Annotated in this window: 21 protein-coding genes; 19 read left to right on the top strand and 2 right to left on the bottom strand. The window is 71.9% G+C overall.

Annotated features, from left to right (window positions below; translation table 11 throughout):
- Positions 1-59: 59 nt before the first annotated feature.
- The 8 genes from ruvC (at position 60) to ACQP2P_RS35765 (ending at position 9099) form a co-directional block, all read left to right on the top strand.
- A complete protein-coding gene (gene ruvC, locus ACQP2P_RS35800) occupies positions 60-572 on the top strand; it encodes a crossover junction endodeoxyribonuclease RuvC (protein ID WP_433608546.1) in 513 nt (170 codons plus the stop codon).
- Positions 569-1171, top strand: a complete 603-nt coding sequence (gene ruvA / locus ACQP2P_RS35795) for a Holliday junction branch migration protein RuvA (protein WP_433608544.1) — start codon at positions 569-571, stop codon at positions 1169-1171. The genes ruvC and ruvA overlap by 4 nt, the downstream gene beginning before the upstream one ends.
- A 79-nt stretch (positions 1172-1250) precedes the next feature.
- The gene (ruvB, locus tag ACQP2P_RS35790; RefSeq protein ID WP_433608542.1) at positions 1251-2309 is read left to right on the top strand and encodes a Holliday junction branch migration DNA helicase RuvB; all 1059 of its coding nucleotides are present in this window, start codon (positions 1251-1253) and stop codon (positions 2307-2309) included.
- Positions 2310-2415: 106 nt separating this feature from the next.
- Complete coding sequence (gene yajC / locus ACQP2P_RS35785; protein ID WP_433608540.1) at positions 2416-2763, top strand: preprotein translocase subunit YajC; 348 nt, start codon at positions 2416-2418, stop codon at positions 2761-2763.
- A gap of 80 nt (positions 2764-2843) precedes the next feature.
- Positions 2844-4694: a protein translocase subunit SecD gene (secD, locus tag ACQP2P_RS35780; protein WP_433608538.1), complete on the top strand. Its 1851-nt coding sequence runs from the start codon at positions 2844-2846 to the stop codon at positions 4692-4694.
- Between the two features lie 2 nt (positions 4695-4696).
- Positions 4697-5863 (top strand): protein translocase subunit SecF, encoded by a 1167-nt coding sequence (gene secF, locus ACQP2P_RS35775; protein ID WP_433608536.1) that lies wholly within the window; start codon positions 4697-4699, stop codon positions 5861-5863.
- 62 nt (positions 5864-5925) lie between these two features.
- Positions 5926-6462 carry an adenine phosphoribosyltransferase gene (locus ACQP2P_RS35770; RefSeq protein ID WP_433608534.1) on the top strand — a complete coding sequence of 179 codons (537 nt, stop codon included), beginning with the start codon at positions 5926-5928 and terminating at the stop codon, positions 6460-6462.
- A gap of 159 nt (positions 6463-6621) precedes the next feature.
- Positions 6622-9099 (top strand): RelA/SpoT family protein, encoded by a 2478-nt coding sequence (locus ACQP2P_RS35765; RefSeq protein ID WP_433608532.1) that lies wholly within the window; start codon positions 6622-6624, stop codon positions 9097-9099.
- 64 nt (positions 9100-9163) lie between these two features.
- Here the strand turns inward: ACQP2P_RS35765 and ACQP2P_RS35760 are convergent, their stop codons facing one another.
- Together ACQP2P_RS35760 and ACQP2P_RS35755 are read right to left on the bottom strand one after the other, a co-directional pair.
- A complete protein-coding gene (locus ACQP2P_RS35760) occupies positions 9164-10045 on the bottom strand; it encodes a peptidylprolyl isomerase (RefSeq protein ID WP_433608530.1) in 882 nt (293 codons plus the stop codon).
- Positions 10046-10089: 44 nt separating this feature from the next.
- On the bottom strand, positions 10090-10995 hold the full coding sequence (locus tag ACQP2P_RS35755) for a peptidylprolyl isomerase (protein ID WP_433608528.1): 906 nt from the start codon (positions 10993-10995) through the stop codon (positions 10090-10092).
- A 169-nt stretch (positions 10996-11164) separates the two neighbouring features.
- Between ACQP2P_RS35755 and ACQP2P_RS35750 the strand changes: the two genes are divergently transcribed.
- The 11 genes from ACQP2P_RS35750 to ACQP2P_RS35700 all read left to right on the top strand — a co-directional run bounded on the left by ACQP2P_RS35750 (position 11165) and on the right by ACQP2P_RS35700 (position 25645).
- Entirely contained in the window at positions 11165-11848 is a 684-nt protein-coding gene (locus tag ACQP2P_RS35750) for an MBL fold metallo-hydrolase (protein ID WP_433608526.1), read from the top strand.
- 6 nt (positions 11849-11854) lie between these two features.
- The gene (gene hisS / locus ACQP2P_RS35745; protein ID WP_433608524.1) at positions 11855-13180 is read left to right on the top strand and encodes a histidine--tRNA ligase; all 1326 of its coding nucleotides are present in this window, start codon (positions 11855-11857) and stop codon (positions 13178-13180) included.
- A 42-nt stretch (positions 13181-13222) separates the two neighbouring features.
- A complete protein-coding gene (gene aspS / locus ACQP2P_RS35740) occupies positions 13223-15061 on the top strand; it encodes an aspartate--tRNA ligase (RefSeq protein ID WP_433608522.1) in 1839 nt (612 codons plus the stop codon).
- Positions 15062-15095: 34 nt separating this feature from the next.
- Entirely contained in the window at positions 15096-16529 is a 1434-nt protein-coding gene (locus tag ACQP2P_RS35735; protein ID WP_433619401.1) for a replication-associated recombination protein A, read from the top strand.
- A 1052-nt stretch (positions 16530-17581) separates the two neighbouring features.
- Positions 17582-19336 (top strand): hypothetical protein, encoded by a 1755-nt coding sequence (locus ACQP2P_RS35730; protein WP_433608520.1) that lies wholly within the window; start codon positions 17582-17584, stop codon positions 19334-19336.
- 119 nt (positions 19337-19455) lie between these two features.
- A complete protein-coding gene (locus ACQP2P_RS35725; RefSeq protein WP_433619399.1) occupies positions 19456-19902 on the top strand; it encodes a DUF948 domain-containing protein in 447 nt (148 codons plus the stop codon).
- 52 nt (positions 19903-19954) lie between these two features.
- Positions 19955-20221 carry a hypothetical protein gene (locus ACQP2P_RS35720; RefSeq protein ID WP_433608518.1) on the top strand — a complete coding sequence of 89 codons (267 nt, stop codon included), beginning with the start codon at positions 19955-19957 and terminating at the stop codon, positions 20219-20221.
- Positions 20218-22878, top strand: coding sequence for an alanine--tRNA ligase (gene alaS / locus ACQP2P_RS35715; protein WP_433608516.1), 2661 nt, complete (start codon positions 20218-20220; stop codon positions 22876-22878). The genes ACQP2P_RS35720 and alaS overlap by 4 nt, the downstream gene beginning before the upstream one ends.
- A gap of 280 nt (positions 22879-23158) precedes the next feature.
- A complete protein-coding gene (gene ruvX, locus ACQP2P_RS35710; protein WP_433608514.1) occupies positions 23159-23626 on the top strand; it encodes a Holliday junction resolvase RuvX in 468 nt (155 codons plus the stop codon).
- Positions 23627-23648: 22 nt separating this feature from the next.
- The gene (gene mltG, locus ACQP2P_RS35705; RefSeq protein ID WP_433608512.1) at positions 23649-24845 is read left to right on the top strand and encodes an endolytic transglycosylase MltG; all 1197 of its coding nucleotides are present in this window, start codon (positions 23649-23651) and stop codon (positions 24843-24845) included.
- Positions 24846-24859: 14 nt separating this feature from the next.
- Positions 24860-25645, top strand: coding sequence for a shikimate dehydrogenase (locus tag ACQP2P_RS35700; protein ID WP_433619397.1), 786 nt, complete (start codon positions 24860-24862; stop codon positions 25643-25645).
- Positions 25646-25664 lie beyond the last annotated feature (19 nt).

Raw genomic sequence — 25664 nt, 5'->3', positions numbered from 1 at the left:
CGATCGGCGCGCCGCGATCGTCCGATAGGGTGTCGAACACACGTTTGAGGGGAGCGGCGGTGCGCGTGCTGGGGGTCGACCCGGGCCTGACCCGATGCGGCGTCGGGGTGGTCGAGGGCCGCCCGGGCAGCCCGTGCCGGATGGTGCACTACGAGGTCGTCCGCAGCGACGCCGACCTGGACCTGTCCCTGCGCCTGCTCAACCTCGACCGGCGCCTCACGCAGCTGCTCGCCGAGCACAAGCCCGAGAGCGTCGCCGTGGAGCGGGTGTTCGCCCAGCACAACGTGCGCACGGTGATGGGCACCGCCCAGGCCGGCGCGGTGGCGATCCTCGCCGCGGCCCGCGCCGGGCTGCCCGTGCAGACGTACACCCCGAGCGAGGTCAAGGCCGCCGTGAGCGGCAACGGGCAGGCGGACAAGGCCCAGGTGACCGCGATGGTGACCCGGCTGCTGCGGCTCGAGGTCGCGCCTCGCCCGGCCGACGCCGCCGACGCCTTAGCCTTGGCCATCTGTCATGTGTGGCGGGGCGGTGCGCGGGAGCGCATCAGCGCGGCGGTGAGGAGGACACGGTGATCGCGAGCGTGCGCGGCAAGGTGGCGGCGGTGTCGCCCGACGGCGCGGTGATCGAGGTCGGCGGGGTCGGGCTGGCGGTCCAGTGCTCCCCGCACACCCTCGCCGAGCTGCGGGTCGGCCAGGAGGCCCGGCTGGCCACCTCGCTGGTGGTGCGCGAGGACTCGCTGACCCTCTACGGCTTCGCCGACGACGAGGCCAAGCAGCTGTTCGAGCTGCTGCAGACCGCGACCGGGGTCGGGCCGCGGCTGGCCCAGGCGGTGCTGGCCGTGCACACGCCGGAGGTCGTGCGCCGCGCGATCTCGGCCTCCGACACCTCGACCCTCACCCAGGTGCCGGGCATCGGCAAGAAGGGCGCCGAGCGGCTGGTGCTCGAGCTGCGGGACAAGATCGGCGCGCTGCCGGGCACCGGGGCGGCCCTGGTCGCCGGCGGCGCGGTGTGGCCCGAGCAGGTCCGCCAGGCCCTCGTCGGGCTCGGCTGGAACGACAAGCAGGCCGACCAGGCCGTGGCCGCGGTCGCCGAGCAGCTCGACGGGCAGACCGTGCCGCCCGTGCCCGTGCTGCTCAAGCAGGCGATCCGGATGCTGGGCACCATCCGATGAGCGGTCCGCAGCGAAGCGGAGGGGCCGCTCATCCAGGAGCTTCGTCACAGGCACGGCGCCGCAGCGAAGCGGGGGCGTCATGACCGATCCTTTGGTCAGCGCGTTCGCCTCCGACGAGGACCTCGCGGCCGACCAGAGCGTGCGGCCCAAGCGCCTCGGGGAGCTGATCGGCCAGCACCGGGTCCGCGAGCAGCTCGAACTGCTGCTGCAGAGCGCACTGCGCCGCGGCAGCCCGCCCGACCACATCCTGCTCTCCGGCCCGCCCGGCCTCGGCAAGACCACGATGGCCATGATCGTCGCCGCCGAGCTGGGGGCCGGGCTGCGCATGACCAGCGGCCCGGCCATCGAGCGGGCCGGCGACCTCGCCGCCGTGCTGACCAGCCTCAGCCGGGGTGACGTGCTGTTCATCGACGAGATCCACCGCATCGCGCGGCCGGCGGAGGAGCTGCTCTACAGCGCGATGGAGGACTTCCGCGTCGACGTCGTGGTCGGCAAGGGCCCGGGCGCGACCGCCATCCCGCTCGACGTGGAGCCCTTCACGCTGGTCGGCGCCACGACCCGCAGCGGACTGCTCACCGGCCCGATGCGGGACCGCTTCGGCTTCGTCGGCCAGCTGGACTTCTACGACCCGGAGGAGCTCGAGCAGATCATCTCGCGCTCGGCCCGCATCCTCGACGTGCCGATCACCCAGGACGGGGCGGTCGAGATCGGGCGGCGCTCCCGGGGGACGCCCCGCATCGCCAACCGCCTCCTGCGGCGGGTCCGCGACTATGCCGAGGTGCGGGCGGACGGGATCGTGGACATCGCCGCGGCCCGGGCGGCGCTGCGGGTGTACGACGTCGACGAGCTGGGCCTGGACCGGCTCGACCGGTCGGTGCTGCTGGCCCTGCTGCGCCACGGCGGCGGGCCGGTGGGGCTGTCCACCCTCGCGGTGGCCGTCGGTGAGCAGCCGGACACGGTGGAGGAGGTGTGCGAGCCGTTCCTGCTACGCTCGGGGCTCATGGCGCGCACGCCCCGTGGCCGGATCGCCACGGCGAGCGCCTGGCAGCATCTTGGCATCCCAGGGCCCGCTGGTACCGTCGAGGGCGGAAAATCCGCGGGCGGCTTGTCCCAAACGCCCGGTCTATTCGATTTGTGATCGGACCGTGACGGACGCCGGTCATCGTGGTTTCCGACACACCGACTAGACTCGCCGCGATCCGCTGCGCGGACATCAGACACCTTGATCGGGAAGGCCATAAATCGTGGATTACGCCGCGGAGTCCTCGGGCGGCAGCTCGGCGCTCCCGCTTCTGGTCGTCGTTGCCTTCGCCGCCTTCGTGTATTTCCTCATGATCCGCCCGCAGCAGAAGCGCCGCCGCGAGGTCGAGAGCATGCAGTCCACGATGGGCATCGGCGACGAGGTGGTGACGGTCGGCGGCCTCTACGGCATCGTCACCGAGGTCGATGCCGACACCGTCATGCTCGAGATCGCCCCGGGTGTCACCGCCAAGTACGCCCGGGCCGCGATCGGCAAGGTGAACCGGAAGGCGGCGACGGAGGACGAGCCCCCCGCCGACGAGGAGTCCGCGCCTCCGTCGGACACCGACTGAAAGCCCCGCTCGCTGCCCGCTATGTGAAACATTCACGCCGCGCGACCTCCGCCGGCGTCGTGTAGGGAGACCCGACAGCCGTGGCACAACCTCAGGCACCGATGCGCCCGAGCCGCCAGCTCGCCGTGCTTGCCGCCATCTTCATCATCCTCGCCGCCATCGTATGGTTCGGCGGCAAGGGTGGCTGGCGCGACCGGCTCGAGCCCAAGCTCGGCCTTGATCTGATCGGCGGGACCACGGTCACGCTGCAGGCCCAGAACCTGGAGGGCAACAAGCCGCCCACCCAGGATCAGATGGAGACCGCCCGCCGCATCATCGACCAGCGGGTCAACGGCCTGGGTGTCGCCGAGGCCGAGGTCGTCGTCGAGGGCAGCAACAACATCGTCGTCTCCCTGCCGGGCAAGAGCGACGACCGGCTCAAGCAGATCGGCCAGACCGCCGAGCTGCGCTTCCGCATGGTGACCGGGCAGACCGGCGACACGGGCGCGACCAACCCCTCGGCCTCGCCCTCGGCGCCGGCGTCGGCGCCCGCCTCCACGGGCGCGTCGGCCCCGGCGTCGGCGAACGCCTCGGCGACCGGGAAGCCTTCCGCCACCCCGACGGCGACGAGCGCCGCGCCGAGCGCGAAGCCGTCGGAGTCCGCGGCCGCCGGTGCGGGCGCGTCGGCCTCGGCGTCGGAGTCCCTCGCGCCGGACATCGCCACGCAGCGCGCCGCGGTGCAGAAGAAGCTGGGCGCGAGTGTCTGGGCCGCGGCCATGGCCGAGCAGGCGCCGGTCGACTTCTCCCAGGACGCCGCCAAGGCCGAGACCTACAAGGGCTTCAAGGACCTGTCGCCGGCCGAGGTCGCGGTGCTGCCGGCGTCGATGCAGTACAACATCCCGTACGTCACCTGCGACAAGCTCAACCACCGGCCGGTCGGCTCGATCAGCAAGGCCGACGAGCCCGCGGTCGCGTGCGGGCCGGGCGTGAAATACCAGCTCGACGCCGCGAAGGTGCTCGGCACCGACGTGTCGAGCGCGAGCTCGGGCATCAACTCGCAGAACGGCAAGTGGACGGTCAACCTGTCCTTCCACAGCGACGGGCAGAACCGCTGGACCGACCTGACCCGCGTGGCCTACAACAACGGCCAGGACAGCAAGCAGGTCGCCGTGGTGCTCGACAACGAGGTCGTGTCGGCCCCGACGATCCAGAACGTCATCCCGGGTGACGCCGAGATCAGCGGCACCTTCACGAAGACCGAGGCCCAGCTGCTGGCCAGCCAGCTGCAGTACGGCGCGCTGCCCCTGTCGTTCACCTCGCAGGACGCGCAGAGCATCTCCGCCACGCTGGGCAGCTCGCACCTGGAGGCCGGCCTGCTCGCCGCCGGCATCGGCCTGCTGCTGGTCGTGCTCTACTCGTTCTTCTACTACCGGCTCCTCGGCGGCGTCATCATGCTGAGCCTGGTGCTCTCCGGCGTGCTGGTCTTCATGTCGCTGATCATCCTGGGCCGCTGGATCGGCTTCACGCTGAGCCTCGCCGGCTTCGCCGGATTCATCGTCTCGCTCGGCGTGGCGGCGGACTCCTTCGTCATCTACTTCGAGCGGCTCAAGGACGAGATCCGCGACGGGAGGAGTCCGCGCAGCGCCGTACCGCGCGCCTGGGTGCGGGCCCGCCGCACGATCATCTCGGCCAACACGATCACGCTGCTGGCCGCCGCGATCCTGTACTTCGTCTCGATCGGCTCGGTGAAGGGCTTCGCCTTCGCGCTGGGCGTCGCGACGATCCTCGACCTCGTGGTCGTGTTCCTCTTCCGTCACCCGATCATGACGCTCTTCGCCCGCAGCAAGGCGTTCTTGTCGCCGCGGGTCAGCGGTCTCGGCCGCGTGCTCGAACAGCGATCCACCACCGACGCGGCGCCCACCACCCGTCGTAACCGCCCGAAGGAGGCCTGACGATGAGCGCCAGTGGCATCGCAGCCCGGCTCTACCGCGGTGAGGCCGGCGTCGACATCGTCGGCCGCCGCAAGCTGTGGTTCACCGTCGCCGCCGTCGCGATCATCATCGCGATCGCGAGCATGCTCATCCGCGGTTTCACCCTCGGCATCGAGTTCGAGGGCGGCAACCAGTACAACGTGCCGGTCAAGGTGGGCACGCTGGACCAGGTCGAGAAGGCGTTCGGCAATGCCGGGGTCGAGGTCAAGACCGGCCAGACCGTCGGCGACAGCCAGTACATCATCAAGACCGAGCTGGTCAACGACGCCCAGCGCCAGACCGAGATCAAGGACTCGGTCGCGAAGGCCTTCGGGATCGACGCGAGCCAGATCTCCGACAGCGCGGTGAGCACCTCGTGGGGCGGCCAGGTCACCAACAAGGCCGCGCTGAGCCTCGCGATCTTCCTCGCCGCGGTGCTGGTCTACCTCGTCGCGCGCTTCGAGTGGCGGATGGCCGTCGCCGCGATCGCCTCGCTGCTGCTGGACCTGATCCTCACCGGCGGCGTGTACTCGCTCGTCGGCTTCGAGGTCACCCCGTCCACGGTCATCGGCTTCCTGACGATCCTCGGTTTCGCGCTCTACGACGTCGTCGTGGTGTTCGACAAGGTGCAGGAGAACACCCGCGGCATCACGGGCTCGAGCACGTCGACCTACTCCGAGGCGGCCAACCTCGCGGTCAACCAGACCCTGATGCGCTCCATCAACACCGGTCTGGTCGCGCTGCTGCCCGTCGGCGGCCTGCTCTTCATCGGCGCCGGTCTGCTGGGCGCCGGCACGCTGAAGGACCTCGGTCTCGTGCTCTTCATCGGCATGGGCGTCGCGGTGTACTCGTCGATCTTCTTCGCCACCCCGGTGCTGGCCGAGCTCAAGAGCCGCGAGCCGCGGCTGCAGCAGCACGCCAACCGGGTCAAGGCCAAGCGCGCCGCGCAGGCCAAGGAGGCGGCGACCCGCGTGGCCGGCCCGGCCCGCGACAGCGACGGGGTGCCGATCGGCGGCCCGGCGAAGGCGGTCGAGCGCTCCGAGCTCGCCGGTGCGGCCCCTCGTCCGGGGGCTCGCCCGGCGGCGCGGCCCGGCCAGGGCAAGCGCCCGCGCGCGGGCGGCCGTCCCGCAGGGGGCGGCGGTCGGCGGTAGCCGGTCAACTGCCAAAATCAACGGGCGCCGCGGTCCTCGCGGCGCCCGTTGACGTTTTCTGGGTGAGGAGCGCCGTGGACATCGCCGAGCTGGTCGCGAGCAAGGTCCTCGACGTGCCGGACTTCCCGAAGCCGGGGATCGTGTTCAAGGACCTCATGCCGCTGTTCGCCGACGGTCCGGCGTTCGCGGCCGCCGTCGACGCGATCATCGCCGAGCACGGCGAGGAGAGCTTCGACGTCGTGGCCGGCATCGAGGCGCGCGGGTTCGTCATCGCCGCGGCGATCGCCTACGCGACGGGCAAGGGTGTCGTACCCGTCCGCAAGGCCGGCAAGCTGCCCCGCGCCACCGTCTCGGCGTCCTACGCGCTGGAGTACGGCGAGGCGGCCCTGGAGGTGCACGCCGACGCGTTCATCGCGGGGGAGCGGGTGCTCGTCGTCGACGACGTGCTCGCCACCGGCGGCACCGCCGCGGCCACCCTCGGGCTGGTCGAGCGCGCCGGCGGGGCGGTCAGCGGCTTCAGCGTCCTGCTGGAGCTGTCGTTCCTGGAGGGGCGGCAGAGACTCGCGCCACGTCCGGTTCATGCCCTGTTGACCGTCTGAGGGCCGCTCACGGGGGCTGGTGCTCCGTTTTCCCGGCCCTTCCGCTGACGGGAAATGTCGGCCCGGACGGGTAAGCTTGCGGTTCGGAACGTTGTCGGCGATGAGGAGCGGCCGGTGACCGGCGACATCGCACCCCCCATTGAGGGTACGGTCGACCACGTGCAGGATGAACCGCAGGACGTCCGCGAGTCGACCCCGCCGGAGACGGCGGAGGCCGGCGGCGTGGTGCTGCAGTTCCCGACGCCGCCCGGTGCGCCCCAGCGCCGCGCAACCGACCAGCAGCCCCCGCGCCGCACGCCCGAGGAGATCCTCAACGAGGACACCGAGGACCTGACCGACGCCGCCAGCGGGGTCACAGGCGCCATGGCCGGCCTCGTCGGGTCCGCGCCCACGGGCCGCCGCGTGCGGGCCCGCCTGGCCCGCTTCAACGCGCCGTGGCAGAGCCCCTCCGTCAGCGAGGTGCTGGAGCCGCTCATCGCCCAGCACAAGGCCAGCCACCCGAAGGCCGACGTGCGGCTGCTCCAGCGCGCCTACGACATGGCGGAGCACTTCCACAAGGGGCAGTACCGCAAGTCCGGCGACCCCTACATCACGCACCCGCTCGCGGTCGCCACCATCCTCGCCGACCTGGGCATGGACACCACCACGCTGGTGGCCGCCCTGCTGCACGACACGATCGAGGACACCGAATACACGATCGAGCGCATGCAGGTCGACTTCGGCGGCGAGGTCACGCTGCTCGTCGACGGCGTGACGAAGCTCGACAAGGTGAAGCTCGGCGACGCGGCCAAGGCCGAGACCATCCGCAAGATGGTCGTCGCGATGGCCAAGGACCCGCGGGTGCTGGTGATCAAGCTCGCCGACCGGCTGCACAACATGCGCACCCTGACCTTCCTGCCGCGGCCCAAGCAGGAGCAGAAGGCCAAGGAGACGCTGGAGATCCTGGCCCCGCTCGCGCACCGGCTGGGCATGAACACGATCAAGTGGGAGCTGGAGGACCTGGCGTTCCGCACGCTGTTCCCCAAGCGCTTCGACGAGATCAGCCGGCTCATCGCCGAGCACACCCCGCAGCGCGACTCGCTGCTGCGCACCGTGACCCAGAAGGTCGCCAACGACCTCAAGGCCGCCAAGATCAAGTCGGAGACGACCGGGCGGCCGAAGCACCTGTACTCCGTCTACCAGAAGATGATCGTCCGCGGCCGCGACTTCGGCGACATCTACGACCTGGTCGGCGTGCGCATCCTGGTCGACACCGTGCGCGACTGCTACGCGGCCCTCGGCGTGATCCACGCGAACTGGCAGCCCGTCCCGGGCCGGTTCAAGGACTACATCGCCATGCCGAAGTTCAACATGTACCAGTCGCTGCACACGACGGTCATCGGACCCACCGGCAAGCCCGTCGAGCTGCAGATCCGCACCTACGCGATGCACCGCACGGCCGAATACGGCATCGCCGCGCACTGGCGCTACAAGGAGACCAAGAACGCCACGATCGCCGGCCCGCCCGCGCACATCGACGAGATGACCTGGCTGCGGCAGCTGCTGGACTGGCAGCGCGAGGCGAGCGACCCGAGCGAGTTCCTCGACGCGCTGCGGTTCGACCTGTCGAGCCAGGAGGTCTACGTCTTCACGCCGAAGGGCGACGTGATCGCGCTGCCCACCGGCTCGACGCCCGTCGACTTCGCCTACGCCGTGCACACCGAGGTCGGCCACAAGTGCATCGGCGCCCGCGTCAACGGCAAGCTCGTGCCGCTGGAGAGCACGCTGTCCAACGGCGACGTCATCGAGATCTTCACCTCGAAGTCCGAGACGGCCGGCCCGACCCAGGACTGGCTCGGCTTCGTCAAGAGCCCGCGGGCCCGGACCAAGATCCGGCAGTACTTCAACAAGGAGCGCCGCGAGGAGGCGATCGAGGCCGGCAAGGAGGCGATCGTCAAGGCCATGCGCAAGCAGGGTCTGCCGCTGCAGCGCCTGCTCACGTCCGAGTCGCTGATGACGATCGCCCGGGAGCTGCACCTCGCCGACGTGGCCGCCCTCTACGCCGCCGTCGGCGACGGGCAGGCCTCGGCCCAGTCGATCGTGCAGCGCCTCGTGCAGGGCTACGGCGGCGAGGAGGGCGCGGTCGAGGACATCGCCGAGACCGCCATCCCGACCCGGCCGGCCCGCGCCCGGACCGCCGCCACCGACCCCGGCGTCGAGGTCCTCGGCGTCGACGACGTGTGGATCAAGCTGGCGCGCTGCTGCACCCCGGTGCCGGGCGACGCCGTCTTCGGCTTCGTCACCCGCTCCGGCGGCGTCTCCGTCCACCGCGACGACTGCGCGAACGCGGCGGACCTCAAGGAGCAGCCGGAGCGGGTCCTGGAGGTCAGCTGGAAGCCCACGAGCGCCTCGACGTTCCTCGTGGCCATCCAGGTGGAGGCGCTCGACCGCCACAAGCTCCTGGCCGACGTGACCCGGGTCCTGTCCGACGAGAAGGTCAACATCCTCTCGGCCACGGTCACGACCACGCGGGACCGGGTGGCCATCAGCCGCTTCAGCTTCGAGATGGCCGACCCCAAGCACCTCAACCACCTGCTGGCGGCCGTCCGGCGCATCGACGGCGTCTACGACGCCTACCGCGTCACGTCCGGCGCCTGACGCACGGCGGATACGACGAGGGCCGCCCACCGGATTCGGTGGGCGGCCCTGTCGCTTGCGGAACTTACGGGGTCGGGGCGCTCATCGTCAGGCTCTTGATGCGCACCTCGGTCTTCGGCTTGCCCTCGCTCGGCCCCGCGGACGGGTCCGCGGCCGGCGCCGACGGGTCCGGCACCACGCCGGCCTCCGCGACCTTCTTGACCAGGTCCAGGCCCTCGGTCACCTTGCCGACGACCGTGTAGTTCGCGTCGAGCTGGGCGATGTCCTTGTAGACGATGAAGAACTGGCTGCCGGTCGAGGCCGGCTGGCCGTTGTTCGCCATCGCCACGACGCCCTCGCCGTAGGCCGGGCGCTTGCCGGTCGGCAGGTTCTCCTCGGCGTAGCGGTAGGAGGGGCCGCCGTAGCCGGTGCCGAACGGGTCGCCGCACTGCAGCACGTAGATGCTCTGCAGCACCAGGCGGTGGCAGGTGGTGTTGTCGAAGAACTTCTTGCTGGCCAGGTAGGTGAAACTTTCCGCCGTGCACGGGGCGTGGGCGGTGTCGACCTCGATCTTGATCGTGCCGACGCTCGTGTCCAGCGTCATCGTCTGGGTGCCGGTGCGCGCCTCACCCGTGGTCGGGGGCTTGCCCACGTCCTTGGTGTTCTTCGCCAGCTCCGGGTCCGGCGCCGCGCTCGCGCTCGGGTTGACCAGCGGCTGCCAGGCACAGGCTCCCGGTGCGCCCGCCGAGCCCGACGGGTTCGCCGAGGCCGCGTCCTTCTTCTCGTCGCCGCCGGTCAGCGCGACCACCAACCAGGCCGCGATGAGCACCACGACCAGGGCACCCGCCCCGGCGGCGATCGTCGTGTTCCTACGGCGCCGGAGTCGGGACTGCTCGGCCCGGTCGGCCATCTCCCGTTCCAGCCGCGAACGCGCCGCGGCGCGCTGACGGTCCCGGTTGGTGCTCACGGTTGGTACTCCTTGCTCAACAGGGATGGGGTGGACTTCACGCTTCAGGAGCTGCTGGAGGCGCCGGCCGACGGCGCGGCGGAGGCGGGGGTCGAGGCCGCCCCGCTCGTGGAGGGGACGGGCTCGGGCTCCGGCGGCGCCTGGTCGGTGACGGTCAGCGAGCTGATCTTCACTTCCTGGTTGGGCTTGCCGCCGCCGGCCTGGATCGAGCCGTCGTTGCCGGCCGCGCCGATCTTCTGCAGCACGTCGAGGCCGCCCACGATCGTGCCGAAGACCGTGTAGTTCGGCGGGAACTGCTGGTCCTTGAAGACCAGGAAGAACTGGCTGCTGTTGGTGTTCGCGCCGGAGTTGGCCATCGCCAGCGTGCCGGCCGGGTACAGCGCGGTGTTCGCCGCGGGGGCGGAGGCGTCGCCGGGCGTGCTCGGGTCGGCCGACGGGGCGCTCGGCGACGGGAGGTTCTCGTCCGGGAACCGGTACGCCGGGCCGCCGCTGCCGGTGCCGGACGGGTCGCCGCACTGCAGGATGGTGTCCGTCGAACGGTGGCAGGTCGTGTTGTCGAAGAACTTCTTGCCCGCCAGGTACCGGAAGCTGTTCACGGTGCACGGCGCCTTGCTCGGGTCGAGCTTGGCGGTCACCGTGCCCTGGCCGAGCGTGATCGTCATCGTCTCGACGCCGTTCTTCACGACGTCCTTCACCGGCGGCTTGCCGACGTCGACGATGCCTGCGGCCGGGTCGACGGACGTGTACGCACAGTCCGCGGCCACGGCCGGGGCGGGAGAGAAGCCGCCGGTCTTCCAGATCACGACCACGACCAGCAACACGAGCACCACGGCCGTGCCGATGCCCGCCTGCCACTGACGGCGGCGCCGCGCCGCGGCCGCCCTCCGGGCAATCTGCCGCTCGGTCTTGGCCCGCGCCAGAGCGCGCTGCCGGCTCTTACTGGAAGCCACCTGTGCTCCCCTCCAGGAAAATACATTTGGGTGCCACGTCACACGCCCGCCAGAGTGTACGGGTAGAACCAGCAATGCGGGTCGCCGCCCGGTCACGGTTCGCTGGGCCTGACCTCCGGATAGGGTTTACCTGCGCGTGAACGGGACATCGACAGTGAGGAGCGCCGCCGTGCTGGTTGCCGGGTTCCCGGCCGAGGCGTTCGGGACCAACTGCTTCGTGGTGGCCCCCGGGCCGGGCGAGCAGTGCGTGGTCATCGACCCGGGCATCGGGGTGACGGACCGCCTCGACGAGGTGCTGGCCGAGCATCGTCTCCAGCCCGCCGCGGTGCTGCTCACCCATGGCCACCTCGACCACACGTTCTCCGTGACGCCGGTCTGCGGCGCGCGCGGGATCACCGCGTACATCCACCCCGACGACGCCGAGATGCTCGCCGACCCCACCAAGGGCCTGAGCACGGACCTCACGGCGCTGTTCGGCGGCCGGCTGACGTGGACCGAGCCCGAGGACGTGGCGCCGCTGGAGGACGGCCTGGTGCTCAAGATCGCCGGGCTGGAGCTGACGGTCGACCACGCGCCGGGGCACACCCGCGGCTCGGTGATGTTCCGCGGCGGCGACGGCGACGACCGGCTGTGCTTCTCCGGCGACGTGCTCTTCCGCGACTCGATCGGCCGCACCGACCTGCCCGGCGGGAGCATGCGGCAGATGATGGCGAGCCTGCGGGACAAGGTGCTGACGCTGCCCGACGAGACCGTCGTGCTGCCCGGGCACGGCCCCGAGACGACCATCGGCCGCGAGCGGGCCCGCAACCCCTATCTCCGTGAGGCGCTCGAGGCGCCGCGTAAAGGCTGGTAGACACCGATGACCCGACCCACGCCGCTGTCCGGCTTCCCGGAGTGGCTCCCCGCGCAGCGCATCGCCGAGCAGCAGGTGCTCGACCGGCTGCGCCGCACCTTCGAGCTCTACGGCTTCTCCTCGCTGGAGACCCGGGCCGTCGAGCCGCTCGACCAGCTGCTGCGCAAGGGCGAGACCTCCAAGGAGGTATACACCCTCCGCCGCCTCCAGGCCGCCGAGGGCGAGGACGAGGTGAGCCTGGGGTTGCACTTCGATCTGACCGTTCCGTTCGCCCGCTATGTGCTTGAAAATGCCGGAAAGCTGCAGTTCCCGTTCCGGCGCTACCAGATCCAGAAGGTGTGGCGGGGCGAGAAGCCACAGGCCGGACGCTACCGCGAGTTCCTGCAGGCCGACATCGACATCGTCGACCGCGACACCCTCCCGCCCCACTATGAGGCCGAAATCCCGCTGGTCATCGGCGACGCGCTGCGCTCGCTGCCGATTCCTCCAGTCAAGATCATGGTGAACAACCGCAAGCTGTGCGAGGGCTTCTACCGCGGCCTCGGACTGCGCGACCCCGAGGAAATCCTCAGAATAGTCGACAAGCTGGACAAGATCGGCCCGAACGCCGTCGCCCAGCTCATCGTCGCGGCCGGCGGCACCGAGGCGCAGGCCAAGGCGTGCCTCGCGCTGGCCGAGATCCGGGCCCAGGACGACTCCTTCGCCGACGCCGTGCGCGCGCTCGGCGTCGAGCACCCGCTGCTCGACGAGGGCGTCGGCGAGCTCGCCGCGGTCGTGCAGACGGCCCGGGAGCACAGTCCCGGCCTGGTCGAGGCCACCCTGAAGATCGCCCGCGGGCTCGACTACTACACCGGGACCGTCTACGAGACGGAGCTGGTCGGCTACGAGCAGTACGGCTCCATCTGCTCCGGCGGCCGGTACGACAACCTGGCCAGCGCGGGCAAGGACGTCTTCCCGGGCGTGGGCATCTCCATCGGCGTGTCGCGCCTGCTCGGCCTGCTCTTCGACGCCGGCGGGCTGGCCGTCAGCCGCCCCACCCCGACCGCGGTGCTCGTCGCGCTGTGGAGCGAGCAGGAGCGGGCGACCAGCAACCGCATCGCCGCCGAGCTGCGCGCCCGGGGGATCGCCACCGAGGTCGCCCCCGTCCCCGCGAAGCTCGGCAAGCAGATCCGCTACGCCGAGCGCCGGGGCATCCCGTTCGTGTGGTTCCCGGCCAGCGCCTCGGCCGAGGGCGGCGATCAGGTCAAGGACATCCGCTCCGGCGAGCAGGTGCCCGCCACGAGCGCGGAGTGGAACCCCCCGGCCGAGGACATGGCGCCGAGACTGCAGTGAAAGAATGAGGGTGACTTTGCGTAGTTCGCCGAAGGAGACCTCGTGATCCGATCCCATGAGTCCGGCACCCTGCGTGGCGCCGACGCCGGAACGACCGTGACGCTGGCCGGCTGGGTGGCCCGCCGCCGCGACCACGGCGGGGTCATCTTCGTCGACCTGCGCGACGCCTCGGGCGTGGTCCAGGTCGTCTTCCGCGAGGAGATGCAGGCCGCGCACGCGCTGCGCAACGAGTACTGCGTGCTCGTCACCGGCGAGGTGCGGCTGCGCCCCGAGGGCAACGAGAACCCCGACCTGCCCACCGGCGCGGTCGAGGTCGTCGCCACCGGCCTCGAGGTGCTCTCGGAGGCCGCGCCGCTGCCCCTGCCGATCGACGACGGGGAATCGCAGGGGAAGAGCTCCGTCAGTGACGACGTCCGTTACCGGTACCGCTACCTCGACCTGCGCCGCTCCGGGCCGCACAAGGCCATGAAGCTGCGCAGCCGGGCCAACCAGATCGCGCGCAACCTGCTCGCCGACCGGGACTTCGTCGAGGTCGAGACCCCGACGCTGACCCGCTCCACGCCCGAGGGGGCCCGCGACTTCCTGGTGCCGGTCCGGCTGCAGCCCGGCACCTGGTATGCGCTGCCCCAGTCGCCGCAGCTGTTCAAGCAGCTGCTCATGGTCGGCGGCCTGGAGCGGTACTACCAGATCGCCCGCTGCTACCGCGACGAGGGCTTCCGGGCCGACCGCCAGCCCGAGTTCACCCAGCTCGACATCGAGATGTCGTTCGTGACCCAGGACGACATCATCGAGCTCGGCGAGTCGATCGTCCGGGCGCTGTGGTCCGACCTCGCCGGGCACGAGATCAGCGGCGAGATTCCGCGCCTGACCTGGCACGACGCCCTGGCGCGCTACGGCTCCGACAAGCCTGACCTGCGCTACTCGGTGGAGCTGACGGAGCTCACGCAGTACCTGCGCGGCACCGAGTTCCGCGTCTTCGCCGGCGCGATCGACGCGGGCGGCTACGTGGGCGCGGTCGTGATGCCCGGTGGCGCCGCGCAGACCCGCAAGGAGCTCGACGGCTGGCAGGACTGGGCCAAGGCGCGCGGCGCGAAGGGCCTGGCCTACGTGGTGCTCGACGCCGAGACCGGCGAGGCCCGCGGCCCGGTCGCCAAGAACCTCTCCGCCGAGCACCTGGGCGGCCTGGCCGACGCGGTCGGCGCCAAGCCGGGCGACGCGGTCTTCTTCGCCGCCTCGACCGAGCGGCGCGAGGCGCAGGAGCTGCTGGGCGCGGCCCGCGTCGAGATCGCCAAGCGCGCCAAGCTCGTGGACGAGAGCGCGTGGGCGTTCTGCTGGATCGTAGACGCGCCGATGTTCGAGCCCACCGACCCGGAGGCCGGCGGCACCGGCGGCGGGGCCAAGGGCTGGACGGCCGTGCACCACCCGTTCACCTCGCCGAACCGGGAGTGGATCGACCGGTTCGAGGAGTCGCCCGGCGAGGCGCTCGCCTACGCGTACGACATCGTCTGCAACGGCAACGAGATCGGCGGCGGATCGGTCCGTATCCACCGCGGCGACGTGCAGCGGCGCGTGTTCGACATCCTCGGCATCACCGCCGAGGACGCGGCGGACAAGTTCGGCTTCCTGCTCGAGGCGTTCAAGTACGGCCCGCCGCCGCACGCCGGCATCGCCTTCGGCTGGGACCGCATCTGCATGCTGCTCTCCGGCGCGGAGTCGATCCGCGAGGTCATCGCGTTCCCGAAGACCGGCGGCGGCTTCGACCCGCTGACCGGCGCGCCGACCCCCATCACCAAGGAGCAGCGGGCCGAGGCCGGCGTCGACGCCAAGCCCAAGGCCCCGGTCCCCGCCGACGTGAAGGTCCCGGTCGAGCGCTCGAACTGAGCTCCGGACTGTAGGGTCGGGGGCCGTGGACGGCTTGTTCGAGGTTCAACCAGCTGGTGGCGGCCCGGAATCCCCGATCGGGGACCCGGCCGCCACCGGCGGCTTCACCGACGTCGCGGCCGACGCGCCGCTCGCGGTCCGGATGCGCCCGGCCAGCCTCGACGAGCTCGTCGGCCAGCAGCACCTGCTGGCCCCCGGCGCGCCGCTGCGCCAGCTCGTCGGCGGCGCGTCGCCGATGTCGGTGATCCTCTGGGGGCCGCCCGGCTCCGGCAAGACCACCATCGCGCACCTCGTCGCCGGGGCCACCGACCGGAACTTCGTCGCGCTGTCGGCGCTCTCGGCCGGGGTCAAGGACGTGCGCGCGGTCATCGACACCGCCCGCAAGGAGCGCCGCCGCGGCGGGCCGCCCACGGTGCTGTTCATCGACGAGGTGCACCGCTTCAGCAAGACCCAGCAGGACTCGTTGCTGGCCGCGGTGGAGGACCGCACCGTGACGCTGCTCGCGGCCACCACCGAGAACCCGTACTTCTCCGTCATCTCCCCGCTGCTGTCCCGCTGCGTGCTGCTGACCCTGCAGCCGCTCACCGACGACGACGTGCGCGCGCTGCTGAACCGCGCGGTCACCGACGCCCGCGGGCTGGACGGCGCCGTGACGCTCGACGCCGACGCGGAGGCGCATCTGGTACGGCTGGCCCGCGGCGACGTCCGCAAGGCGCTCACGGCCCTCGAGGCGGCCGCGGGGGCGGCGATCGCGCAGGGCATGGCCACCGTCGACCTCGCGACCGCCGAGCGGGCCGTGGACGTGGCGGCGCTGCGCTACGACCGCGACGGCGACGAGCACTACGACGTGGTCAGCGCCTTCATCAAGAGCATCCGCGGCTCCGACGTCGACGCGGCCCTGCACTACCTGGCCCGTATGATCACCGCGGGGGAGGACGCCCGGTTCATCGCCCGGCGCATGGTCATCTCGGCCAGCGAGGACATCGGCATGGCCGACCCGACCGCGCTGCCGATCGCGACGGCCGCCGCGCACGCCGTCGAATACGTCGGGCTGCCCGAGGTCCAGATCGTCCTCGCCCAGGCCGTGATCCACCTCGCGCTCGCGCCGAAGTCCAACGCGGTGGTCGCGGCCATCGGCGCGGCCATGGCCGACGTCCGCTCCGGGCACGGCGGTGCGGTTCCCGCGCATTTACGCGATTCGCACTACAAGGGGGCGAGCCGGGTCGGGCACGGGAAGGGGTACAAATACCCTCACGACGATCCGCGTGGCGTGGTGCAGCAGGAGTACGCCCCGGAAGGGATTCGCGACCGGGAGTACTACCGCCCGAAGGGCCATGGCGCAGAGCGCGCCGTGGCGGAACGATTGCCCAAACTGCGGCGTATCGTGCGGGGGACCGCAGCGACCGGAGCCTCCGGGGCAGGTGACGCTTCGGAGCCGAACAGCAGCGTGGAGGAGCGACACCGGTGAGTTCGGGTCGAGACGAGGCCAAGAAGCGGCGCGGCCGCGGCAAGGCCGACCCAGGCTCGAGCGAGGACGAACTCGGCTGGCTGGCCGAGCTGCGCAGCGTGGGCAACGACCCGGCGGACGACTTCGGCGCCCAGGCCCCCGGCTACGGCGCGCCGGCCGCGGCGGACGTGCTCGACGGGGTGAATCCGCGCCGCGCGGTGCCGCCGCAGTCGCGCGGCGACGCCCCGGCGAACGCCGGCCCCGGCCCCGGCGGTTTCCCTCCCGGCAACCCCGGCGGTTTCCCTCCCGGCGCTCCTGGCGGCCCCGGCGGTCCTGGCTCCAGTGGTCTCGGTCGCGGCGGTCCCGGTGGCGGCGCTCCTGGCAGCGGTGGTCCTGGCAGCGGTGGTCCGGGCGGTCCTGGTGGCGGCGGTCCCGGTGGTGGTGCCGGCGCGCCTGATGCCGAGCCTTTGTCGGGCCGGTCGGGCGGGCGCTCACGTTCGTCCCGGTCGCGTGCCGAGGTCCCCGCGCCGCCGGCCGAGCCGACGCAGGCCTGGCGCGTGCCGCGCGACGCCGCGCCCGCCGCCGGGCCGGTCACGGAGGCGATGCCGACCTGGCGTCCCCCGCGCGATGTGCTGCGCGAGTCCACCGAGGCCGCCCCGCCGCCGCCTCCGGCCGTCGCCGCCCCGCCTGCGGCTGCGGCTGCGGCGAACCCGGACGCGACGCAGGCCTGGCGCGCGCCCCGGGGAGCCGCGCGCGAGTCCACGTCCGGCTCCCGGCCGGCCGATCCGCGGCGGGAGTCGACGTCCGGGTCTCGTCCGGCGCATCCGTCGGAGCCCTGGCGTGAGCCGGCCGTGGATTCCCGTCGTGAGGCCGTCACGGATCCGCGGCGGGAGTCGACGTCCGGGTCTCGTCCCGCGCACCCGTCGGAGCCTTTGCCTGCATCGCGAGCGGAGCCGCGGCATGAGTCCACATCGGACTCGCGGGAGCCGTGGCGGGAGCCGCGGGCCGTCGGTGGTGCCGAGGGAGAGTCGCGCCGGGACGGCGGGGCCCGCGGGCGCCGTACGGCTCGTGAGATGGCCGCTGCCTGGGAAGCGACCGCCGCGGCCACGCTGGCTCCGTCCGACTCGGCGCCGTCCGGGCCGCCCGCTGCGCCGCCGGCCGGTGGTGGGCGCCGGCGTGCGCCCGAGACCGAGGCCGAGCCGCCGGCCGGGCGCCGGGCCGCCCACGCGCTGCCCGAGCCGCGGCGGGGCGAGACCGAGCCGCCGGCCGGGCGCCGTTCGGCCGGTCCCGCCGGTGGCGGTGGCCGTCGGCACGCGGCCGAACCCGACGAGCCCGCCGCCTTCCACCCCGGCCCAGCCCCCGACCAGCGCACCGGCGATGTGCGCGGCGGCGACGTCCGTGGCGGCGGCCCCCGGACCGGCGAGGTGCGCGGCCCCGACCAGCGCGCCGGCGATGTGCGCGGCCCGGACCAGCGCGGCGGTGACGTGCGCGGCCCGGACCAGCGCGCCGGTGACGTGCGCGGCCCCGACCAGCGCACCGGCGCCCTGCGCGGAGCCGATCAGCGCGGCTCCGACCAGCGGGGAGCCGACCAGCGCGGCGGCGACTCCCGAGGCGGCGATGGGCGCGGCCGTGACCAGCGCACCGGCGAGATCCGTGGCGGCGACGCACGCTCCGGTGAGGTGCGCGCCGGTATGCCCGCCGAGGCTCCGAGCCGCCGCGGCCCCGACGCTCCTGGCAACGGCCAGGGCAACCCAGGCACCGCGGGGAAGCAGGGCAACCCAGGCAACCCAGGCAGCCAGGGCAGCCAGGGCAGCCAGGACGGGCCCGGCGGTCGCGGCACCCGCCCCGGCGACGACCAGCGTGGCCCCGGCGCTCGTGGTGGCCGTGGCGGTCCCGGCGCGGGTCAGGGCGGCTCGGGCGGGCCCCGTGGCCGCGGCGGGCAAGGTGGCCAAGGCGGTCAGGGTGGCCCGGGCGGACCCGGCGGCCGTGGCGGTGCCGGCGGCGGTCAGGGTGGCGGCCAGTTCGGCAACGGGAGGGCCCCCGGTGGCCGGACCCAGCCCGACGGCCCGCCGCCGAAGCCGTTCGTCGATCTCGCGCGCTTCGATCCCAACCCGGTCACGTACCGGGGAACAGCCAGCTCGCCGGCCGCGTTCGACTGGGAGTCCACGACGCAGATCGCGCCGTTCGGGCTGCTCCAGCGGGCTCAGGTCAAGCGGGTCCGGCAGTTGCGATACTTCACGATCATTTTCCTGGTGCTCGCCGTCGTCAGCGCCCCGGCCGCGTTCTTCGTCATCCGCGAGCTCTCGCGCGACCCCGTGTTCGCGGAGCTCGATGATCTTGATCTGCCCGAGTGGGCCGCTCGCAACCCCACCGACGGGGCGGTCGGCAGCCGCTGGTGCATCAACGAGTGCCGGTCCCGGCAGCGTACGTGGGAGTCCGCGCGCGGGCCCGAGGAGACCAACCGCGCCTTCGTGGGCAAGCTGCGCGACGCCGGCTGGGTGGAGTGGAGCATTCCAGATTGCCAGGCCGAGGGCGTGGACGGCATCGAGACGTGCTGGCAGCGCGACGAGTACGTGCTCGACCTGTGGGTCCGCGCCGCCGTGTGCGACGTGAAGGGCGCCCGGCCGACGATCAGCGCCGCGCCGCCCCCGAGCGCGGGCGCGAAGCCGCCGACCGCGAAGCCGTCGGCGAAGGCGTCCGAGGCCGCGCCGGGCGAGGCCGACCCCGGTCCGGCACCCACGGCGATCTGCCCGCTGGCCGTCACGACGATCAAAGTTTTCAACCGCATCAGTTACGACCCCGGCGGTGGTGGGCAACCCGGCCCGTGAACCGCGCGAAGTGAAAGCGCACATCCTGCGCCGGTCGAAGCGCGGCAATGCATCACGGAGGGTAGGGTTCCTCCGTTGGAATCACGCATTCATGCGGGTTGAGGAGGAACGGCGTGACCGTGTCCCTGGGCGGTATCGCGGCGCTGGTGGCGTCGGGTGGCTTCTTTGTGCTCGTCCTCGTGCTGGCCGTGCCCATCCTGCGCGCGCGGCACACGATCGACGCGGCCACCGGTGCGCTGCGCGACGCCGCCAACCAGACCACGCCGATGCTGGAGCGGGTCAATACCACGATCGACAACGTGAACACCGCGCTGACGCAGGTGCACACGACGCTCGACGGGGTCAACATGCAGCTCGCGCGAATCGACACCATCACCGAAAACGTGTCGCACGTCAGCGCGAATGTTGCGAACCTGTCCACGGTGGTCAGTGCGGCCGCGGCCAACCCGCTGGTGAAGGTCGCCGCGTTCGGCTACGGCGTGCGCAAGGCCGCGGCCAACCGGCGCCGTGACGCCGACGAGGCCGAGGTCCGCGAGCAGATCAAGCAGCGGCGCCAGCGCGGCTGAGTACCGTGGCCGACTGAAGGTACGACCAACACAACAAGGGAAGGGTTGAGCCATGCGGCGTCTGCTGTGGCTCGGAATCGGACTCGCCGTCGGGGCGCTGGTGGTCCGGGCGGTCACCAAGAAGGCCCAGGCCTTCACCCCGCAGGGCATCGCGGCGTCGGCGCGGGACGGTGCCATGGGCATCGCCGCCGGAGTGCGCAGCTTCGTGGACGACGTGCGCGACGGCATGGCCGAGCGTGAGGCCGAGATCCAGGCCGCGTTCGCCGAAGGCCTGACCCTCGACGACGACCTTTACCCGGAAGGCCCGCAGTACCGATGAGAACCGCCGAGATCAAGCGACGCTTCCTGGCCCACTTCGAGAACAACGGGCACACGGTGGTGCCGTCGGCGCCGCTACCGGCGATCGCGGACCCCAACCTGCTGTTCATCAACGCGGGCATGGTCCAGTTCGTGCCGTTCTTCCTGGGTCAGCGCACCCCGCCCTACAGCCGGGCCACGAGCGTGCAGAAGTGCATCCGCACGCCCGACATCGACGAGGTCGGCAAGACCAGCCGGCACGGCACGTTCTTCCAGATGAACGGCAACTTCAGCTTCGGCGACTACTTCAAGGAAGGCGCCATCAAGCTGGCCTGGGAGCTGTCGACGAACTCCGTCGCCGACGGCGGCTTCGGGCTGGACCCGGAGCGCATCTGGGCCACCGTCTACCTGGACGACGACGAGGCCATCGACATCTGGCGGCGCACCGGCCTGCCCGCCGAGCGCATCGTGCGGCGCGGCAAGAAGGACAACTTCTGGTCGATGGGCATCCCGGGCCCGGCCGGCCCCTGCTCGGAGCTGTACTACGACCGCGGCGCCGCCTACGGCAAGGCCGGCGGCCCCGAGGTCGACGAGGACCGCTACCTGGAGTACTGGAACCTCGTCTTCATGCAGCACGAGATCACCAACGTGAAGTCGAAGGAGATCTTCGACATCGTCGGTGACCTGCCCAACAAGAACATCGACACCGGCATGGGCCTGGAGCGCATCGCCTCCATCCTGCAGGGCGTCGACAACCTGTACGAGATCGACGAGGTCCAGCCGATCCTGGCCAAGGCCGCGGAGCTGACCGGCAAGCGCTACGGCCAGGCCGTGTCCCAGGTCGCCGCCGAGAGCCACCCCGACGACGTGCGCCTGCGCGTCATCGCCGACCACGTGCGCACCGCGCTGATGGTCATCTCCGACGGCGTCATCCCGAGCAACGAGGGCCGCGGCTACGTGCTGCGCCGGATCCTGCGCCGCGCGATCCGCTCGATGCGCCTGCTCGGCTGGCAGGAGGGCCCGTCGCTGCCGCTGCTGCTGCCGATCGCCCGCGACTGCATGGCCCCGTCCTACCCCGAGGTCGCCGCGGAGTACGACCGGATCTCGCAGTACGCGTACGGCGAGGAGGAGCGCTTCCTGCAGACCCTCAACGCCGGCACCACCATCCTCGACCTGGCCGTCACCGAGACGAAGGCCAAGGGCGGCTCGCTGCTGGCCGGCGACAAGGCGTTCCAGCTGCACGACACCTACGGCTTCCCGATCGACCTGACCCTGGAGATCGCGGCCGAGCAGGGCCTGGCCGTGGACGAGGACGGCTTCCGCCGGCTCATGGCCGAGCAGAAGGCCAACGCCAAGGCCGACGCCCAGGCGCGCAAGACCGGCCACGCCGACCTGTCCGCCTACCGCGCGGCGCTGGAGCAGGGCGGCCCGGTCGAGTTCACCGGCTACCGCGAGGCCGCCCGCGAGTCCCGGGTCCGCACCCTGCTCGGCGCGAAGGCGGCGGGGGAGGGCGAGGAGGTCTCGCTGGTCCTCGACGCGACCCCGTTCTACGCCGAGAGCGGCGGCCAGCTCGCCGACTCCGGGTTCATCACGCTCGGCGGCGGCAAGGTCGAGGTGCTCGACGTCCAGTCGCCGCTGCCCGGCCTCATCGTGCACCGCGCGCGCGTGGTGGCCGGCGAGGTCCACCCCGGCGACACCGCGTTCGCCGAGATCGACGTCGACCGGCGCCGGGCCGTGTCCCGCGCGCACACCGCGACGCACCTGATCCACCAGACGATGCGCAACTTCCTCGGCGAGTCGGCGACCCAGGCGGGCTCGCTCAACGCCCCGGGCCGGCTGCGCTTCGACTTCAACACACCCGGGGCCGTGCCCGCGAGCGTCCTGCACGACGTGGAGCAGCAGGTCAACGAGGTGCTCCTGCGCGACCTGCAGGTGAACGCCTTCATCACCTCGCAGGAGGAGGCGCGCAAGATCGGCGCCATGGCGCTGTTCGGCGAGAAGTACGGCGACGAGGTCCGGGTCGTCGAGGTCGGCGACTACGCCCGCGAGCTGTGCGGCGGCACCCACGTCGAGCGCTCCTCGCAGCTGGGCCTGGTGAAGATCCTCTCCGAGGCGTCGGTCGGCTCCGGCGTGCGCCGCGTCGAGGCGCTGGTCGGCCTGGACGCGTTCAGTCACCTGGCCCGCGAGCACGTGCTCGTGTCCCGGCTGGCCGAGCTGTTCCGGGTCCCCGGCGACCAGGTGGCCGATCGCGTCGAGCAGACGGTCGCCCAGCTGCGTGACGCCGAGCGCGAGCTGGAGAAGCTGCGCACGCAGGTCGTGCTGGCCGGGGCCGGCGCGCTGGCCGAGGGGGCCCGCGACGTGCGCGGCGTCGCGTTCGTCGGCACCGAGGCGCCCGAGGGCACGTCGGCCAACGAGGTGCGCACGCTGGTGCAGGAGATCCGCGGCCGCATCCCGGCGGACCGCCCGGCCGTCGTGGCCGTGACCTCGCGGGCGGGCGGCAAGGCGTCGCTGGTCGTGGCCGTCAACGCGGCCGGCAAGGACCGCGGCCTCAAGGCGGGCGACCTGGTCAAGGGCGCCCTGTCCGGCCGCGGCGGCGGCAACGCCGACCTCGCGCAGGGCGGCGGCGTCCCGGCCGCCGAGGCGCCGAACCTGCTCGCCGCGGTGGAGAGGGCCCTGTAAAAAGCCCTGCAAGCAGCTCGATGGGGCGGTCCCGCACAGGGGCCGCCCTTTTGCTGTCCGCGCCGATTTGCCGAAATCCGAAATACCGGATGTATCCCCCGAGTGGGGGACAGTCCACGCAACCGGCGTGTCGGACGGTGACGCGGCGCGCACGGGCCGCGTCACCGGCCGGAAACCCTGTCCGGCCAATGGTTCAAGCCCGTCTTAAGTCTTCCGTTCCCGGCACCCGGTCGAGCGGGGGGTGGAGCGTAACGGTGCGCGAAACGGTTATCGTGCGCGTGTGGAGCAGTGGACCAGGGGAAGACGCCTCGGCATCGACGTGGGGTCGGTGCGGGTCGGCGTGGCCGTGTGTGACCCCGACGGCATCCTCGCCAGCCCCGTGGCCACCGTCGCGCGAGACCAGAAGACCGAGCCGGACAAGCAGCCGTCCGACATCTCGGAGATTCTCCGGTACGTCGCCGAGTATGAAGCCGTCGAGCTCGTCGTGGGCCTGCCGATCAATCTGGCGGGCCGCGAGGGTCCGGCGGCGACCCTCGTCAGGCAGTATGCGGATCGGCTGGCCGCCGCGGCGGCGCCGGTGCCCGTCGTGCTGACGGACGAGAGGATGTCCACCGCGACGGCAGCACGTAGGCTGTCGGAGCGCGGCGTCCGAGGCAGGAGCCAGCGCGCGGTCGTCGACCAGGCGGCCGCGGTGGAGATCCTGCAGGGTTGGCTCGACGCCAGACGTGCCGGAGCAGTTCGTGGCTGAGCGCCCAGGAGGCAGAGTGCAGATGGACGAGCTGGATCTGGCGTGGGAGGACGAGGAGCGGCCGCGTCACCGGCACCGGTCCAACTCCAACTCCGCCCCGGCCAGGAAACGCAAGAAGGGCCGCGGCGGCAAGACCTTCCTCGCCTTCTTCATCAGCCTGCTGGTCGTCGGCGGCCTCGCTCTCGGTGTGTGGGTCGGCATCGACAAGGTCAAGAACATGTTCAACGCCCCCGACTACAACGGCGGGGGCACCGGTGAGGTGACGGTCGAGGTCGTGCAGGGCCAGCTCGCCGCCGACATCGCCAACACCCTCGTCGAGAAGGACGTCGTCAAGAGCGCCAAGGCGTTCATCGAGGCGGCCAAGAACGACGAGCGCAGCCGCAAGCTCCAGGCGGGCTTCTACAGCCTCCGCAAGCAGATGAAGGCTTCGGCCGCGCTGTCGCTCATGCTCGACCCGCGCAGCCGCGTCGTGAACAAGGTGACCCTGCCCGAGGGCCTGACCTGGCAGGACACGTTCAAGAAGCTGTCGGACGTCACGAAGATCCCCTACTCGGACTTCGAGAACGCGGCCAAGGACCCGAAGGCGCTCGGCGTCGGCGACGTCTGGTACACGCGGCAGGACAAGAAGGAGCGCGACCCGGGCATCGAGGGCTTCCTGTTCCCGGCGACCTACGACCTCCCGCCGAACGTCGACGCGGCCGGCATCCTGAAGATCATCATCGCCCGGTTCAACCAGGAGATCGAGAAGATCGGCTTCATCGACACGGTCCAGAGCGCGCTGCACATCTCGCCCTACGAGGCGCTCGTGGCGTCGTCGATCGCCCAGGTCGAGGGCCTCGACAAGGACCAGGCCGGCATCGTGCGGGTGCTGTACAACCGCGTCTACAGCGGCAAGTTCCCGTGCAACTGCCTGCAGGTCGACAGCACGGTCAACTACTACCTGCGGATCACGAACAAGGGCGCCAAGCCCTCGACCGAGCTGCTCAACAGCGAGATCCACAACAGGAACAATCCCTACAACACGCACGACTTCCCCGGCATGCCGCGCGGCCCGATCAGCAACCCGGGCAACAGCGCGCTGAGTGCGGCCATGAACCCGCCGAAGTCGGACTACTACTACTTCCTCGCCATCAACACGCAGGGCGACACCGCCTACGCCAAGACGTACTCGGAGTTCCAGCAGCTCTGGACCCAGGCGCAGAAGAACGGCGTGAAGTAGTGCCCCGTGCCGCGGTGCTGGGCAAGCCGGTGGGCCACTCGCGCTCACCGGCGATCCACCGTGCCGGGTATGCCGCGGCGGGCCTGGGCGGCTGGACGTACGACGCCATCGAATGCGACGAGAGCGCCCTGGCGGATCTGGTCGGCGGGCTCGGCCCCGAGTGGGCCGGGCTCTCCCTGACCATGCCGCTCAAGGAGGCGGCCCTGCGGGTCGCGAACCTCGTCGACCCGTTCGCGGCGGCGATCGGCGCCGCGAACACGCTCGTGCGCCGTCCGTACGGCTGGCACGCGTACAACACCGACGCCCCCGGCATGGTGCGGGCCCTGCTGGAGGCCGGCGTCTCCCGCACGCCGGCCGTGGCCCTGCTGGGCGCCGGCGGCACCGCGAGGGCGGCGATCGCGGCCGCGGCCAGCCTGGCGGCGGACGTGACGGTCTACACGCGGCGCCCGGAGGCGGCCGAGGAGCTGCGCCCGGTGGCGGAGGCCCTGGACGTGGAGCTGACGGCGTTGCCCTGGGCGGCCGCCGCGGAGGCGGCCGCGGCCCCGGTGCTGATCTCGACGGTCCCGAAGGGCGCGGCCGACCACCTGGCGGTCGCGGACTTCTCCGCGCGGCCGGTGGTCTTCGACGCGATCTACGACCCGTGGCCGACCCCGCTGGCGGCGGCGGCCCAGCGCGCGGGCTGCCCGATCGTCTCGGGCCTGGACCTGCTCCTGTGGCAGGCGGTGGACCAGTTCGAGCTCTTCACCTCGGCCAAGGCGCCCGTCGCCGCGATGCGCGCGGCCCTGTCCGCCACCAGGTGAGATCGGCGCGGCCCAGCGG

Origin of the sequence: Dactylosporangium sp. CA-139114 (assembly GCF_050955725.1) — a bacterium.
Lineage (GTDB): Bacteria > Actinomycetota > Actinomycetes > Mycobacteriales > Micromonosporaceae > Dactylosporangium.
The sequence above is the reverse complement of the archived record's forward strand: the minus strand, read 5'-3'. Positions and strand labels throughout refer to the sequence as shown.